At 69.6% G+C, this 15081-nt stretch carries 10 protein-coding genes; 1 reads left to right on the top strand and 9 read right to left on the bottom strand.

The window, feature by feature from the left end; all coding sequences use genetic code 11:
• Positions 1 to 59: 59 nt before the first annotated feature.
• From ACLHG5_RS02930 to ACLHG5_RS02900, 7 genes are all read right to left on the bottom strand, one after another.
• The gene (locus ACLHG5_RS02930; protein ID WP_411315688.1) at positions 60 to 1013 is read right to left on the bottom strand and encodes a 3-hydroxyacyl-CoA dehydrogenase family protein; all 954 of its coding nucleotides are present in this window, start codon (positions 1011 to 1013) and stop codon (positions 60 to 62) included.
• A 49-nt stretch (positions 1014 to 1062) separates the two neighbouring features.
• A complete protein-coding gene (locus tag ACLHG5_RS02925; RefSeq protein ID WP_411317800.1) occupies positions 1063 to 1527 on the bottom strand; it encodes a ribose-5-phosphate isomerase in 465 nt (154 codons plus the stop codon).
• Positions 1524 to 3233 (bottom strand): dihydroxyacetone kinase family protein, encoded by a 1710-nt coding sequence (locus ACLHG5_RS02920; protein WP_411317799.1) that lies wholly within the window; start codon positions 3231 to 3233, stop codon positions 1524 to 1526. The genes ACLHG5_RS02925 and ACLHG5_RS02920 overlap by 4 nt, the downstream gene beginning before the upstream one ends.
• A 40-nt stretch (positions 3234 to 3273) precedes the next feature.
• Positions 3274 to 4263, bottom strand: a complete 990-nt coding sequence (locus ACLHG5_RS02915; protein ID WP_411317798.1) for a sugar phosphate isomerase/epimerase family protein — start codon at positions 4261 to 4263, stop codon at positions 3274 to 3276.
• A gap of 132 nt (positions 4264 to 4395) precedes the next feature.
• A complete protein-coding gene (locus ACLHG5_RS02910) occupies positions 4396 to 5088 on the bottom strand; it encodes a GntR family transcriptional regulator (protein ID WP_411315692.1) in 693 nt (230 codons plus the stop codon).
• A gap of 48 nt (positions 5089 to 5136) precedes the next feature.
• Positions 5137 to 6849, bottom strand: a complete 1713-nt coding sequence (locus ACLHG5_RS02905; RefSeq protein ID WP_411317797.1) for an ABC1 kinase family protein — start codon at positions 6847 to 6849, stop codon at positions 5137 to 5139.
• Positions 6850 to 6854: 5 nt separating this feature from the next.
• Positions 6855 to 7412 carry a PadR family transcriptional regulator gene (locus ACLHG5_RS02900; protein ID WP_411316325.1) on the bottom strand — a complete coding sequence of 186 codons (558 nt, stop codon included), beginning with the start codon at positions 7410 to 7412 and terminating at the stop codon, positions 6855 to 6857.
• A gap of 176 nt (positions 7413 to 7588) precedes the next feature.
• Here ACLHG5_RS02900 and ACLHG5_RS02895 point away from each other — a divergent pair, with 176 nt between their 5' ends.
• Positions 7589 to 10678 carry a DUF2207 domain-containing protein gene (locus ACLHG5_RS02895; RefSeq protein ID WP_411317796.1) on the top strand — a complete coding sequence of 1030 codons (3090 nt, stop codon included), beginning with the start codon at positions 7589 to 7591 and terminating at the stop codon, positions 10676 to 10678.
• Here ACLHG5_RS02895 and ACLHG5_RS02890 read toward each other — a convergent pair.
• Positions 10675 to 12912 carry an alpha-galactosidase gene (locus ACLHG5_RS02890; RefSeq protein ID WP_411317795.1) on the bottom strand — a complete coding sequence of 746 codons (2238 nt, stop codon included), beginning with the start codon at positions 12910 to 12912 and terminating at the stop codon, positions 10675 to 10677. The two genes, ACLHG5_RS02895 and ACLHG5_RS02890, sit on opposite strands and share 4 nt — an antisense overlap.
• Positions 12909 to 14981, bottom strand: a complete 2073-nt coding sequence (locus ACLHG5_RS02885; protein ID WP_411315696.1) for a beta-galactosidase — start codon at positions 14979 to 14981, stop codon at positions 12909 to 12911. The genes ACLHG5_RS02890 and ACLHG5_RS02885 overlap by 4 nt, the downstream gene beginning before the upstream one ends.
• Positions 14982 to 15081 lie beyond the last annotated feature (100 nt).

Genomic DNA, 15081 nt, shown 5'->3' with positions numbered 1-15081 from the left:
GCACGCGAAAGGCCCCCGAACCGTGGTTCGGGGGCCTTTCGTCTGTGCGAGCCGGGCGATCAGTGGATCGGCGCGGGCCCGAGGTCTTCGACGAGCTTCTTCATCGCGACGTAGGCCTTGTTGCGATACGCCACGAGTTCCGGAGTGCGCTCGGCGGGCACGTCGAGGAATCCCGCGCCCGTCTTGGTGCCGAGCTTGCCCGCGTCGACGAGGTCTTTGAGGATCGCGGGAGTCGCGAACCTCTCCGGGAACTCGGTCTGGAGCGAGGCGTAGCAGAACGCGTAGACGTCGAGGCCCGCCATGTCGGCGATCGCGAACGGACCGAAGAACGGGTAACGGAACCCGAACGTCGTGCGCACGATCGTGTCGATGTCGTCGGGGGTCGCGACACCCTCCTCGACGAGCTGCGTGGCCTCATGGAAGAGCGCGTACTGCAGTCGGTTGAGCACGAAACCCGTCGCGTCCTTGACGCGCGCGGTCTCCTTGCCCGTCGCCGCGACGATCTCTTCGACCGTCGCGATGAGAGCCGTGTCGGTTCCCGCGTGCGGAATCAGTTCGACTCCCGGGATGAACGGAGCGGGGTTGCTGAAGTGCACGCCGAGGAAGCGCTCGGGGTTGGTCACCGCTTCGGCGAGAGTCCCGATCAGGATCGTCGACGTGTTGCTGCCGATGATGGCGTCGGGGCGGGCAGCCGCACTGATGCGCGCGAGGGTCGCGTGCTTGATCTCGATCTTCTCGGGAACGGCCTCCTCGATGAAGTCGGCATCGGCCACGGCGTCTTCGATGGATGCGGCGGGCGACAGGTTCTTCTCGAGGAGCTCGGTCGCGTCGGCGGGGAACAGGCCGTCGGCGACGAACTGCCGCGACTCCTCGATGAGCCTGTCGTAGTTGCTCTTCGCGATCTCCTCGGAGATGTCGGCGATCTTGACGGTCGCACCGGAGAGGGCGAGGACCTGGGCGATGCCACCACCCATGTATCCCGATCCGACGACGGCGATTGTCTTCTGTGACATTCTTTCCTCTTTCTAGTGGGGGGAACTTCTCGAGCGGGCGAGCGGGAGCTCAGCTCTCGTACGATCCGATGGCGTCGACCTTCTGTGCCGAAGCCGACGACTCGTCGAAGCGGTAATCGAGCCAGTCCGCCGCGAGCTTCTTGGCGAGCTCGAGTCCGATCACTCGCTGGCCGAAGCACAGCACCTGAGCGTTGTTGCTGAGTACGGACCGCTCGACCGAGTAGGGGTCGTGCGCCGTGACGGCGCGGATGCCGGTGACCTTGTTGGCGCTGATGGCGACGCCGAGGCCCGTGCCGCAGATGAGGAGGGCCCGATCGGCGTCGCCCGCCGCGATGATTCGCGCGGCGTCGACGGCGATGTGGGGGTAGTCCGTGTTCTCACTCGAGCTGATTCCCACGTCGACGACGCTCCCCACACGAGGGTCGGCTTCGAACATCGCCTTGATCTCCTCTTTGTATTCGACTCCGGCACTGTCGTTTCCGACGACGATGCGCCACGGGGTGTTTTCGGTCATGAGTCCATCTCCTTTGCGAGTGCGGCGAGGATGAGCGAGAGCGAGACCGCTCCGGCATCGGGGTGACCGATGCTCTTCTCCGCCAGGGGTCGTGCGCGTCCCACCTTGGGGCGCAGTTCGGAGGTCGCGTCGGCCGCCGCGATCGCGACATCCGCCGCGACGTGGAGGGCCGCGACAGGCGCGACCGAGTCGCGAGCCTGAGCGTCGAGCGAGTCGACGTAGGGCGAGAGCACATCGATGAGGGTCTTGTCGCCGACCTCGGCCTTGCCGAGTCGCTGCACGGCGTCGAGGGCCGCGCGGGATGCCGCGGCCACGGCGGCCGTGTCGGGCTGGGCGGCCGAGGCGAAGCTCTGGGCGAATGCCGTGAGCCCGATGCCCCACAGCGCACCCGAGGTGCCTCCGGCCTTCTCCGACCACTCCGCTGCCGCGAGCGTCACGAGCTGTTCGACCCCGCACCCGTCGTCGACCGCGCGGTGGGCGGCGGCGGTGGCCGCTTCGATACCCCGCCGCATGCCGATTCCGTGGTCGCCGTCTCCGGCGATCGCGTCGATCCGGCCGAATTCCTCTTCGTGCTCTTCGACGACGGAGCGGACGACCTCGAAGAGACCGGCCGCGACGCGCGCGGCGTCCTTCTCCACATCGCTCGCGGGCACGACCTCGACGGCGAGGGCCTCCTGCAGGGCGCCCTCGGGGATGCGCTCGCGGGGTTCGGCGTTGCCCTTGCGGAAGGCCGGGGTGTCGGCGGGCGCTGACCACAGGGTCTCGAGCTCGTCGTCGACCCAGAAGAGGGTGAGCGACAGCCCCGCCATGTCGAGGCTCGTGACGAGCTCACCGACCTCGGGTTCGACGATCGTGAGCCCTTCGTCGCCGAGCAGCCGATCCACGTGACCGTAGAGCACGAAGAGTTCTTCGTACTTGACCGTGCCGAGCCCGTTGACGAGCACCACGACACGGTCGCCCGCGCCCTCGGGGCGATCGTCGAGGAGAGTCGTGACGAGGAGCTCGGCGAGATCGGCCGAGGCGGGGTGAGCGTGTTCGCTGATGCCCGGCTCGCCGTGGATGCCGAGCCCGAGCGAGAACTGACCGGTGGGAACCGAGAAGAGCGGTTCGTGTGCGCCAGGAAGGGTGGGGCTGCCGAACGCCACACCGAGCGATCTCGTGCGGTCGTTGGCCTTGATCGCGAGGCGCTCGACCTCGTCGAGGCTGTCTCCCCGCTCGGCCGCGGCACCCGCGACCTTGAACACGGTGAGGTCGCCCGCGATACCGCGGCGCTTGTGGATCTCGTCTTTCGACGCGCTCGCGATGTCGTCGGTCACGACGACCGTGCGGGTCTCGATGCCCTCGGCGTTGAGTCGCTCCTGCGCCTGGCCGAAGTGGAGAACGTCGCCCGCGTAGTTGCCGTAGCTCAGGAGCACTCCCCCGCCCCGGTTCGCCGCCTTGACGACCCGATACACCTGCGACGCCGCGGGCGATGCGAAGAGGTTGCCGCACGCGGAACCGGCGGCGAGGCCCGTTCCCACGAGTCCCGCGAACGCGGGATAGTGACCCGACCCTCCCCCGATGACGAGGGCGACGGAGCCCTCGGGGCTCACGGTCGAGCGCACGACACCCCCGTCGACTCGAGCGACGTACTGGCGGTTGGCGGCGACGAGTCCGTCGATGGCCTTCTCGGCGAACTCCTCGGGTTTATCGAAAACGCGCGTCATTGCTTGGTTCTCCTCGGTGTTGTTCGGGGGCGCCCGGCGGTCAGCCGCGCACCGCGGGGGTGATCTGCTGGGTGACCCTGCTCGTGCCGAGGGCGTAGCCGTCTTTCTTGGGCAGCACCTGGCGACGCAAGTAGTCCTGGTTGGCCGCGCTCACGCTCAAGCCGTCTCCGCCGTAGCTCTCCGCGCAGATGATCCCCTGGAACCCGTTCGCGATGGCGAGCGCGAACGCCTCGCGGTAGTTGATGAGGCCGCTCTCCATCGGCGAGGGCATCGCGACGTAGTGGTCGCGCGCGACATCCTCGTCTCGGATGTATCCCTTGACGTGCCAGTAGTTGCTGTAGGGCAGCGTCTTCTCGAAAACGGAGTACCAGTCCTCGATCGGGCGGTGCAAGCGCACGAGGTTGCCGACGTCGGGGTTGATCCCCACGTTGTGCAGGTCGATGTCTTGCGCGAGCTGCGCGGAGGAATCCCCCGACCCGAGGTAGGTGTCTTCGTACATCTCGAGCGAGAGGAGGATGCCGACCTCGTCGGCGTGCTTGCCGAGCTCGCGCAGCCGCGTGACGGCGAGGTTCCAGGTCTCCGGATCGTTCTCGGGGTCCTGGTGGCCCTCGACGGTCCAGAACCAGAGCTGCTTCTTCTGCTCGGGGGTGAGAGCTTGGTGGAGTCCGACCGAGACGACGGCCATGCCGAGGTGTGCTGCGGCATCGATCGTGCGGTGGCTGTAGGCGAGGTTGTCTTCGCCGTCCTCGGGGTGAATGACGCTGCGGCGGATGGCGGAGATCACCGGGAGGGTCACGTCGGCGTCGCGCGCGGCCTGCGCGAGGTCATCGAGCCGCGAGGCGGAGAGGTCTCCCGGTCGGAGCCAGCTGTCGGTGATGTCGACGGCGCTGAAGCCCGCGTCACGCACCTGCTCGAAGGTGTCGACCCACTCGGTGGGTTCGGCGTCTTGCACGACGGTGCCGTCGCGCTTGAGCCCCGGAAATTGGATGAGGGCGCCGGTGATGGGCCAGTTTTCGGCGGTGAGGGCCATGAACACACTCCATTGGGTTGATCGTGTTTCCTATACGATCAACACTACACCGCGACATCCGCCGACGGCATCGACAACGCGTGCTCGCGGCGGATGGTCAGCCGGTGCCCCGTGAGAGGGTGCGTCGCGTCGTCAGCTCGTTTCGCGCTCGACGCTCTCGTTGAGTGACCGCCGCTTGACTCCCCCGATGTGGCGGCGCATGGCCTCGCGCGCCTCGTCGGCGTCCCCGCGCGCGAACGCCTCGAGGATCGCCGTGTGCTCCGCGATCGCGTGCTCGGCATCGGTGACCCCGAGTCCGACGAAGAGTCGGAAGCGCTGCACCTGGCCACCGAGAGCCCGGTAGGCCGAGAGCAGAAACTGGTTGTGCGCGTGCTCGGCGATGAGGCGGTGAAACCGCTCGTCGGCCTCCCAGTAGCCGCGGAACTCGGCGAACGACGGGCCCGTCGGCGAGGCGGCGAGGTCGTCGATCGAGTCCTGCAAGCGCGCGACGAGCTCGTCGTCGACGCGCTGGCACGCGAGGTAGGCGTTGACCGGCTCGATCACGAGGCGCGCATCGGTGAGTTCGGCGAGTTCCTCGGTGGTGAAGAGCGGGGCGACGCGGTATCCCTTGAGCGCCGTGCGCCGCACGAGACCCGTCGACTCGAGTCGGGCGAGTGCCTCGCGGATGGGCGTCTGCGACACCTCGAGCTCGCGGGCGAGGCCGTCGATGCTGAGCGGGGAGCCACCCGAGTAGCGACCGTCGATGAGTGCCGTGAGCAACTCGTCGTAGACGTGGTCGGCGAGCATGAGGCGTCGCTGTCCACCGGTGGGGCTCGCCTCTGTCATGACCCTAATCGTAGGCGTCGCACCCTGAGGGGCCGGTTCGAGCCCCGCTCAGCTGCGGTCGCGACCGGCGAGGAGGGCATGCAGGAGCGGGATGCCCGACGCCCCCATGAGCACCGTGCCGAAGACGACGTCGTCGGGCCGCATGAGTACTCCGGCGATGAGGAGAGCGCCGAAGACGAGGGCCGAGATCACGCGACGCGACGCCCTCTCGAGTTTGGCGATGCGGCGCTCGACGCCCGGACTCGTGGTCGCGAGCGACCCGTCGTCGACTCGCGTGAGGAGCGCATCGAGCCGCTGCGGGAGGCGCGCGACGATGCCGACGGTCTCGACGGCTTGCTTCGCGACATCCTGAGCGATGTTGCCCCGCTCGTCCCGGAGCAGTTGGGAGGCGTACGGCTCGACGGAATCCCACAGGTTGAACGCCGGATACAGGGCGCTCGCGACCCCCGAGGTCAGGGACATCGCGCGGATGACGAGCAGGAAGTTCTCGGGCAGCTGGAAGGGCAACGACCTCACGACGTCACCGAACTGCACGGCGAACTGGCGGAACTCGCGTTCGTCGACCTCGCGAAGTTCGGCGAACCCCATTCCGCCGAAGCGCGCGAAGAGCGCGGTCATCGCCCTCTCGAGCTCGTTCGTGTCTGCCGAGGGGAGCAGCACTCCCACGTTGCGGATCGCGGCGACGAGAGCGCGTCCGTCGCGCGACGCCGCCGCGAGGAGCAGCGAGCGCAATCCGCTGCGCGTCGTCGCGGGGACCTCGCCCATCATCCCGAAGTCGATGAACGTGAGGGCGAAGGATCGCCCGCCTGACGCGTCGACGACGGGGGTCACGAAGATGTTTCCCGGGTGCGGGTCGGCGTGGAAGAAGCCGTGGGTGAAGAGCTGGTCGAACATGACCTCGGTGAACACGGGGGCGACCTCGGCGGGGTCGATGCCCGCGAGGGCGAGCGCCTCGACATCCGTGATCTTGATGGCCGAGACGTCTTCGAGGGTGAGCACACGTCGCGTCGTGCGCTCCCACACGATGGCGGGAGTGCGCACGCGCTCGTTGTCGGCGAAATCGGCCGCGAACCTCTCGGAGTTGACGGCCTCGTGCACGTAGTCGATCTCTTCGAGACTCGTCGCGGCGAACTCCTCGACGAGAGCGGGCATGTCGACGCGGTCGTACACGAGGCGCACTCGACTGAGCCATCCCCCGACCTTGCGCAGGGCCGCGAGGTCGACGTCGATGATCTCGTCGATGCCCGGGCGCTGCACCTTGACGACGACGGCGTCGATGCCGCTGTCGGCCGCCGCGGCGGGGGCGAGGCGTGCCCGGTGGGCTTGACCGAGGGATGCCGCAGCCACGGGGGTCTCGTCGATGCTCGCGAACACCGCCTCGAGGTGCACTCCGAGCTCGGCTTCCGCGAGGGCGCGGATCTGCGCGAACGGCACCGGGGCGACCTCGTCTTGCAGGCCCTCGAGCTCCCGCGTGATCTCGGGGGGCAGCACGTCGAGCCGCGACGACATGTACTGGCCGACCTTGATCATGAGCCCGCCGAGGTCTGCCGCGAGCACATGGAATCCACGGGCGAACCGCCGCATCCGCCGCGTGCGCGTACGCGTGGTGACGACCGTGAGCCCGATTCGGGGCAACACGAGTTCGAAGAACCAGGTGACGGCGAGATACCAGCTCGCGAAGCGGAGGATGCGGCGGTAGCGGGCGCGGGTGTCACCCGCGCCGGTCGCCGGTTCGGTGCGGCCCCGGCGAGCGGCGGGCACCCCCGTCAGTCCTGAGCGAGGATCGAGTAGAGCCGCCGGCGCGCGTCGTCGAGCACGGCCACGGCCTGCTGCACTTGCTCGGGTGACCCGGTGCGACCGACCTGGGCGGCCGCTTGGGCGAGGTCGACCCCCGATTTCGGTAGCGCGCCGAACCGGGCCTGCTCCGGCGAACCACCCTGGGCCCACGCGGCGGTGAGGTCGGACGCCGCCGCGACGTCGCGGCCCTCCGTCGTGAGCGAGTAGACCTTGCGCCCGTTCGACTCTTCGGCACTCACGAGGCCCTCGTCGGCGAGGAGCTGGAGGGTCGGGTAGACCGATCCGGCACTCGGCTTCCAGCTGCCGCCGCTGCGCTCCTCGATCTCGTGGATGATCTGGTATCCGTGCATCGGCTTCTCCGCGAGGAGCGCGAGAACCGCCGTGCGCACCTCGCCGCGACCCGCGCGGGTGCCGGTGCCGGTGCCGGTGCGCTTGTCGAACGACGAGCGGAACTCCTCGAACTTCTGCCACATGCCGTCGATGTTGTTGCCCGCGCCGAATGCGCCTGGCGAATACGCGTTGTTCATGGTGACCTCCTTGTGACGGGTCACGATGCGACCCGTGAACGATACCGAACGATAGTCGACGATAGCCCGGGTCTCTGAACGTGAGCCCCGCGTCTCAGCTCGAGATCGACGCGGGAGAAGACGACCCGGTCCACCCCTACCGTCCCGCGGGTCCGGGCACTCCTAGAATCGGCGGTGTGGGGGCACACGGAGGATCGGGGGGACAGCCGATCGACGGACCAGGCGGAGTCGAGTCATCCGGCGGATCGCTCGACGAGCCTGTCGACGGCACACCCGACTCCGACCGCATCACCGACGACCCACCCCAGCACACCTACCTCTGGGCACTCCTCTCCGGCTGGCTCCTCGCGCTCGAAGCGTGGTTGAGGTCCCACGGCGGCGCTCCTCTGCGCACGACCATCCGCGCCTTCTGGGGGGTCGTCGCGATCGCCGGCGCCGTTCTGCTCGTCGGCCCCGTGATCAATCCGCCGTTGACCCTCGACGACATCACGTCGTCGGCCGCGACGGCCACCGAAACGTGGATCGCTCGCGACTTCGCGGCCGACTACACCGTCGATCTCGCAGACGACGGCACGCTCACGACCGCCGTGGAGGAGCGCATCACCGCCTTCTTCGGCGACGAGGTCGACGAGAGCGGCATCGAGCGGGTCATCGCGACCGAATACGAGGGCAACGATCTGCGGCCGTCGGAGATCTCGGCGACCCTCGACGGCGAGCCGATCGAGGTCGGGCAGAACGATTCGGCGACGCGCCTCACCCTCGACCTCGACGCCGGGGAACGACTCGACGGCGACCACGAGTTCGTTCTGCGCTACACCCTCGACCACCTCGCCTACGACTCGACCGACCGGGCGACCGGTGACCCCGTGCAGATGCTCGAGTGGGATGTCTTCGGCCCCTCGTGGCCGCACGGAGTCACGGGTCTCGACGTCGAGGTGAGCCTCGCCGACGAACTCGATGACGCACTCATCCGCGAGCCCCGCGGTTCGGTCGCGTGGACGTTCGTGAGCGCGGGAGCGTGGCTCAGCGCCGAAGCCGACCGTGCACCGGGCCGCACCGCATACTCCTTCAGCAACGACCAGAGCATCCCCCCGAACGCGACGGCGGCGTTCACGATCCTCGTCGAGCCCGGCACGATCACGATGCCGCCGCGCTCGCCCGTGTTCTTCGTTCAGACGTTCGGCCCCCTCGCCCCTCTCGCCTTCCTCGCCGCAACACTGCTGCTCGCGATCGCCGCGCGCCGCGTCGCGTGGAGCGATGCTCGGGGTCGACCGTGGTTCGTCGCCCAGTACGACACTCCCGACGACATCTCGGCGACGATGGCCGCGCACATCTTGCGCTCCCCTCGCGCTCTCGAACTCGCGCGAGAACTGCAGAACATTCCCGCTCGTCCGAAACGGGGCGACGGCGCCATCGGCGACGCGCACCTCCTCGCGACGGGGCGAGCGGCCCGGCGCACCGGTCGCCTCGGCAACCTGCCCCGGGCTCTGCGGCTCTACGCCCGCGGCCCCGAAGTGAGGAGACAACTCGAACTGCGTTTGCGGGAGATCCCGGACGGATTCGTGCGCGACGGTTTCATCGCAGCTCCCCTCGCCCTCACCCTCGTGCAGTGGGGTCTCGTGAGACAACTGTCGCACCAGGCCCCCCTTGCGATCGTCTGGTGGCCGGTTGCCTTCGTCGCGGTCTCGACGGTCACCGCCTCCGTCGTGATCGTGCTCGCGGTCACGGCCCGCCCGCTCACTCACCGGGGCGCTCTCGTCAAGCAGCACCTCCGAGGAATCGGCGTGTTCGCCGAGCGCACGCAGGTGCTCGAGCGCGGCACGCTGCGCGACTCGGTGCTGCCCTACGCCGTTCTGCTCGCCCCGCCCCGCCGAGCCGGTCGGGCCATCGCCGAGCGCGTCGAGAGGGAGCGGGGCCGCCCGCTCCCCCGCCGCAGTTGGCTCACCGCCGACTACCTCACCGCGGCGCGGCTCGCCATCCGCGGCACCGCGGCTGTTCTCATCGCGGGCGTCATCGCGGTCACGATTCTCGTGACGAACCCTCTCGAGCCCACCGACACCTACCTCGCCTACACGGGCGACGTGCCCGGTTCGCTCTCGACCGAGGTCGCCTCCGTCGAGGTGAACGCCGAGTTGAGCCGCAGCGACGACGGTCGCGCCGTGATCACCGCGCGCGAGACGCTCGGCGTCGTCTTCGACGAGGACGGGTCGCTCCCCGGCCAGGTCGTCCGGCAGTGGCCGGGGGTCGTCGAGGGACAGAGCCTCGACCTCACGATCGACGGGGTGCGCGTGGGAGGCGTGCCCGTCGACTTCCGCACGCAGACCGAGGGTGACACGGTCGTCATGCGCACGACGATGGCGCAGCCGTTCGTCGGCGAGCACGAGGTGAGCGTCGACTACACGATCGCGTCCGCGGCCTACGCGACGAACGAGGGTCGTGACGGCGCGATCGTCGACAGGGTGCGATGGGCGGCGCTGCTCTCGGGGTGGGCCTTCGAATACGGTGCCGGCGACGATCTCGTCGATCCGCTCCGGCTCGAGCTGAGGGTGGCAGACGAGCTCCTCGCGGAGTCGACCCGGGCGGGGTGGCTCGTCGTCGACACGTCGGATGCGGACGCCCGGCGCGAGTGGCGCGACGGCGTTATCGCCTTCGGGGATATCCGCGACGACATCCAGGCGGACATCATGGTCGAGGCGGTCGGGAGCGCGGATGGCACGGCCACCCGGTCGCTCGAGATCGGGCACACCGACAGCGGCCTCTATCCGACGACGGTCACGCGCGACGACGTCGGGGTGCTTCTGGACTTCCCGCGCGGAACATTCTCGGAACCGGACGAGGCGGCGCTGAGGGCGGCGCACGCGCAGATCGTGTGGCCCGCCGTGGCCATCGTCGCGCTCAGCGCGCTCGCGACGGCGCTCGGGGTGCTCGGATGGGTTCTCACCCGGGCCGGTCGCGGTCGCGCGAGAGAGCGGGGGCCTGCTCGAGACGCCCTCACATGGTTGGCTCCCGCGAGTGCGCTCGGCGCGGGCCTCCTGCTCGTGTGGTTCACGTTCTCCCTCCCCTCGGACGACCCGTTCTTCGCGCCCCTCGCGACGGCGACGGTCGTGGGGTTCGTCGGGGCCGGGGTCTCCCTGTGGGCGGGACTGCGCACGGCGCCGCAGCCCGCCCGGGTCGAGGCCCAAGCCCGGGCCCGGGCCCGGGCGAAGGAACCGAGCGGTCGCGGCGGTGCGGCGCGGCGCCGCCGGCGCGGCCCCCGTCGCCGTTAGACGCGGTGCACGTGGAGCAGTTCGAGCTGCTCGGGAAAGAGCGCCGGGGCCTGCACCCCGACCTCGGCGAGCACGGTGCCGCTCAGCACGGGCGCCGTCGCCCACCACGCGGGAATCCCGACGCCCGGCCCGGCGCCCGACTCGGCGAGCGGCACGACCGGCACCGACGGGGCGGAACTCACGCGCTCCACGCGGTAGCGCGCATCCGCGTCGAGGCCGGGCAGTCTCACCCGACCGGGGGGTGACGCGACGGGCGACTGCACCATGACGAGCGCGAACACCGCCTCCGAGCGGTCGTTCGCGACGACGCCGTGCACGAGGAGCGCAGGGTCGGGATGATCCGCCCGCACGGTCTCGCCCGAGTGCAGCAGGGGCCGCAGTCTCTTGTGCAGCGCGACCCAGCCCGCGAGCTCGTCGAGCTGCTCGGTGGTCGCCTCGCGCAGGTCCCACTCGATACCGAGGTGCCCGAAGAGCGCGGTGCCCGCTCGGAACGCGAGATCGTGACGTCGCCCGGTGGTGTGCGAGCGCTCCGCCCCGACGTGTGCACCCATGATCTCGGGCGGAACGAGCAGTTGCGTGTATCGCTGGATCTGCTGGCGCTCGAGAGCGTCGATGGTGTCGGAGGTCCACACCCTGTCGGTGCGTTCGAGCACCTCGAGGTCGATCCTCCCCCCGCCCGAGGCGCACGACTCGATCTCGAGGTGGGGATGCCGCGACCGCAGTTCGTCGAGCATCCGGTAGAAGGCGAGCGTCTGCTCGTGCACGGCCGCGCGCCCGTCGGAGCGCGTCGCGGCCTCGAGGAGGTCGCGATTGTGATCCCACTTGACGAAGTCGATCGCGTTCTCCGAGAGGATCGCGTCGACCCTCCCGAGAATGTGGTCGTAGGCGGCGGGGATCGTGAGGTTGAGGGCGTGCTGGTGGCGCGCGAGGAGGGGCGCGCGCTCGCCCGCGGAGAGAATCCAGTCAGGATGCTCGCGCGCGAGGTCGGAGTCGGGGTTGACCATCTCGGGCTCGAACCACAGCCCGAACTCCATGCCGAGGGAGGTCACGTGGTCGATGAGGGGGGTGAGCCCGTTCGGCCACACGGTCTCGTCGACGATCCAGTCGCCGAGCCCCGCGCTGTCGTCGCGTCGTCCGCGGAACCACCCGTCGTCGAGCACGTAGCGCTCGACCCCGACCTCGGCGGCGCGATCGGCGAGTTCCGTGAGGGTGTCGAGATCGTGCTCGAAGTACACGGCCTCCCACACGTTGAGGAGCACCGGTCGCGGGCCGCGCTCGCGAGTCTCGCGTGAGCGGATGTGCGCGTGGAAGCGTGCGGAGATCGCGTCGAGACCCCGCCCCCAGCTTCCGTAGAGCCACGGTGACGCGTAGTGCTCGCCCGGCGCGAGGATGACCTCGCCCGGGAGCAGAGCCTCGCCCCCCGCGAGCAGGCCGTCGCCCGACGGCATCCGCTCGGCGAGGGTGCGGTGGTTGCCCGACCATGCCGTGTGCACGGCCCACGCCTCGCCCTCGCGGAACCCGAAGCCCGCGCGCCCGGCGACGAGCACGAGTGAGGCGTCGTGACCCGTGCGCCCGCGCCAGCTCTCCCTCGTGTGGGTGCCGATAGTGAAGGCGTGCCGCTGCGGACTGCGCTCGCGCAAGTGGCGCCCGGTGAGGTCGAGGATCTCGTCGGCCTCGCGCGGAACCGGCAGCACGGGGGTGAGCGCGTCGACCGTGTAGTCGTCGACGCCGATGTTGCCGACGCGCGCTCGCGTGCGCAGCAGTCCGGCGTCGGTCAGCTCGATTTCGAGCGTGAGCGAGAGCTGCGTCTCGGTGTCGTGCGCCGTCACGACGATGCGGTGCGCGAGGTCGTGCGGGCCCGATCCCCCGCGATCGTCCGTGCGGGCCGGCGCCGCGTCGTCGTAGCCCGTGACGCGGAACGCCGTCGAGAACCGTCGCCCCGACCGGTGGCCCGCGAGACCGCCCGAGCCGAGCCACCCGCTCGACTGTTCGGGCAGGATGCTGGGCCGCACGGGCACGTCGGGCACGCTCGTCGCGACGGGCGGAACGGTGACCGCCACGAGGTCGGCGAGTTCGGCAGAGCCGAGTTCGCCGAGGTCGGCACCCCAGTGAACGAGCCGGGGAAGGGTGCCGTCCGCGAGGTCGACGACGAGACTCACGCCGCCCGCACGGTAATGCCGCACGCGCCGTGCGGTCTCGATCGGTTCGCCCTCGCGGGGATCGCTGTCGCTCACGACTCCGTTTTCGGATGCGCGTCGCTCGCCTGTCGACGCACGACGGCGACACCGCGCGTTCCGAGCTCCCCTGCCACGGGGTCATCGGCACTCACGTTCACGAGCACCTCTCCCTCGACACCGTCGAGCGGCACCGGGGCGTCCGTGCGATTGATGAGGAACCAGAACTGCTCGTCGCCGTCTCCGCGCACCGCGAGCTCGACGAGCCCGCGCACGCCCTCGGGGAGCTCGCTCTCGACGCCCGCGCGCTCGAGCACGGGGCGCAGCACGGTCGCGATGCCGACCTGCCCGAGTCTCGTCGACACGTAGGTCGCCGTTCCCGAGCCGACCGGGTTGCGGGTCACGGCGGGGCGGCCTGCCTGGTCGCCCGTGTCGTAGCGCGCGAGCACCTCGATCGCCTCGCTCGTGACGTCGATACGATCCGTCCAGATCGACCCCACGGCTCCGCTGTCGAGAGACACGGTCTCGCCCGCGAGGAGCGGCCCGAACTCCTCGATGCGGATGCCGAGCACGTCGCGCAGCGCGCCGGGGTACCCGCCGAGCCACACGTGATCGTTCTCGTCGACGATCCCCGACGAGTAGGTCGTCACGAGGTGACCGCCCTGCTCGGTGTAGGCGGTGAGCTCGTCGATCGTGCTCTGGGGCATGACGTAGAGCACGGGCGCGACGACGACGTCGTAGCCGTCGAGCGGGGTGCCCGTCGGCACGACGTCGGCGCGCACGCCGAGGTCGAGGAACGCCGAATACCAGTCGAGGGCTTCGCTCTTGTAGTTGAGGAGCTCGGTGGGGTGGGAGTCCTGCTCGACGGCCCACCACGAGTCCCAGTCGAACAGGATGGCGGCGCGAGCGGCGACCGAGTGCGACCCGGCGACGGGAGCGAGGGTCTTGAGGATGTCTCCGAGCCCGACGACGTCGCGGAACAGGGCACTGTGCTCCCCCGCGTGCGGCACCATGCCGGAGTGGAACTTCTCCGCACCCGCGGCCGATTGGCGCCACTGGAAGAAGCACACCGCGTCAGCGCCGTGGGCGACGTGCGTGAGCGAGTCGCGCGCCATCGAACCGGGCTTCTTGGCCACGTTGATGGGCTGCCAGTTGACGGCGCTCGTCGAGTGCTCCATGAGGAACCACGGGCGCCCTCCGCCGAGGTAGCCGGTGAGGCTCGCCGAGAACGAGAGCTCGTCGAGGTTCTGCGACCCCGGCATGACGTAGTGGTCGTTGGAGACGAAGTCGATCTCGTCGGCCCACGCGGCGTAGTCCATGCCCTTCGTCTCGTTCATGACCATGAAGTTGGTTGTGATCGGGACCTCGGGCGTGATGCGCCGCAGGATGTCGCGCTCGACACGCAAGTAGTCCTGGAGGGCGTCGGACGAGAACCTCTTGAAGTCGATCTGCTGAGTCGGGTTCGGGTGCGAGGCGGTGAGTCTCGGGGGCAGGATCTCGTTCCATGTTCCGTAGCGCTGCGACCAGAAGGCCGTTCCCCACGCCGCGTTGAGGGCGTCGATCGTGCCGTATCGTCGCTCGAGCCACAGGCGGAACTCGCGCGCGGCGTCGTCGGAGTAGTCCCAGATGTTGTGGCACCCGAGCTCGTTCGAGATGTGCCACGCGGCGAGTGCGGGGTGCTCGGCGTATCGCGTCGCGATCGCTTCGACGAGACGCACGGCGTGCTCGCGGAAGATCGCGGACGTGGGGCGCCAGTGCTGCCGCGCGCCCGGGTAGACGATCTCGCCGGTGCGGGTCACCGGGAGGATCTCGGGGTGCGCCGTCGTGAGCCACGGGGGCGGCGACGCGGTCGCGGTCGCGAGGTCGACCGAGATGCCGTTGGCGTGCAGCAGATCCATGACGTCGTCGAGCCACTCGAAGTCCCAGACATCCGCTGCGGGCTGGATGCGTGCCCACGAGAAGATCGCGACGGAGACGATCGTGACCCCCGCCTCGCGCATGAGACGGATGTCGTCGTCCCACACCTCGCGAGGCCACTGATCGGGGTTGTAGTCGGCACCGTATTCGATGCGCGGTGCGGCGTCGGTCGTGGGGCGGACCCAGCGTCGGTTCAGGGTGCTTTCCGACATGGTCGGTTCTCCTCGGTGGTCGGCGTGTCACCGCCGGGCGATGCCCGAGGTGACGGTGGTGATGGATGTCGTGCGTCGGGGGCGAGGTCGTCGACCTCGC

The organism is Marisediminicola sp. LYQ85, from assembly GCF_046600695.1.
GTDB lineage: Bacteria > Actinomycetota > Actinomycetes > Actinomycetales > Microbacteriaceae > Marisediminicola.
The sequence above is the reverse complement of the archived record's forward strand: the minus strand, read 5'-3'. Positions and strand labels throughout refer to the sequence as shown.

Coding starts and splice junctions, on each gene's coding strand:
- ACLHG5_RS02930 (WP_411315688.1), bottom strand. CDS start 1,013: ATGTCACAGAAGACAATCGCCGTCGTCGGATCGGGATACATGGGTGGT.
- ACLHG5_RS02925 (WP_411317800.1), bottom strand. CDS start 1,527: ATGACCGAAAACACCCCGTGGCGCATCGTCGTCGGAAACGACAGTGCC.
- ACLHG5_RS02920 (WP_411317799.1), bottom strand. CDS start 3,233: ATGACGCGCGTTTTCGATAAACCCGAGGAGTTCGCCGAGAAGGCCATC.
- ACLHG5_RS02915 (WP_411317798.1), bottom strand. CDS start 4,263: ATGGCCCTCACCGCCGAAAACTGGCCCATCACCGGCGCCCTCATCCAA.
- ACLHG5_RS02910 (WP_411315692.1), bottom strand. CDS start 5,088: ATGACAGAGGCGAGCCCCACCGGTGGACAGCGACGCCTCATGCTCGCC.
- ACLHG5_RS02900 (WP_411316325.1), bottom strand. CDS start 7,412: ATGAACAACGCGTATTCGCCAGGCGCATTCGGCGCGGGCAACAACATC.
- ACLHG5_RS02885 (WP_411315696.1), bottom strand. CDS start 14,981: ATGTCGGAAAGCACCCTGAACCGACGCTGGGTCCGCCCCACGACCGAC.